Source organism: Oleiphilus sp. HI0128, assembly GCF_001635365.1.
This window is the reverse complement of record NZ_LWGG01000962.1, coordinates 1-689: the sequence shown is the minus strand read 5'-3', so window position 1 is coordinate 689 and position 689 is coordinate 1. Positions and strand designations below refer to the sequence as shown.

The window sequence follows — 689 nt, the reverse complement described above, 5'->3', positions numbered from 1 at the left end:
GCAGGCACGGCGGTTAAAGTCGATGTGCTATCAAGATTCAACTCTCCAAAAGATCAGGCTAAAGCGCTGGAAGACCTAAAGGCTGGAAAAATAGATATTATTGTCGGTACCCACAAGCTGATTCAAAAAGATGTTAAGTACAAAGACCTTGGTCTTTTGGTTATTGACGAAGAACATCGATTCGGTGTGCAGCAGAAAGAAAAGATTAAGTCTTTCCGCAGCGACGTAGATATTTTAAACCTTACCGCCACGCCAATACCGCGTACTTTAAATATGGCGATGGGCGGCATACGCGATCTATCGATTATCGCCACACCACCTGCTAAGCGTCTGTCAGTAAAAACTTTCGTTCGTGAGCGCGAAGATGCTTTGATCAAAGAGTCTCTCTTGCGTGAGATTCTGCGTGGTGGTCAGGTTTACTACTTATTTAACGATGTTAAAAATATTCATAAAGAAGCTGAGTACTTAACTAAACTGGTACCTGAAGCGCGAGTTGGCATTGCCCACGGTCAAATGCGTGAGCGTGAACTTGAAACCGCGATGTCAGACTTTTATCACCAGCGCTTTAATGTTTTAGTTTGCTCAACCATCATTGAGACCGGCATCGATATTCCTAATGCCAACACCATCATGATAGACCGAGCTGATAAGTTCGGCTTGGCACAGCTACACCAGTTACGTGGACGCGT

The 689-nt window shown here is 44.6% G+C and carries 1 protein-coding gene; it reads left to right on the top strand.

Annotated elements, in window-relative coordinates; genetic code table 11:
* The coding region (locus A3763_RS15725; protein WP_156495122.1) for a helicase-related protein at nt 1-689 on the top strand (689 nt) is incomplete at both ends.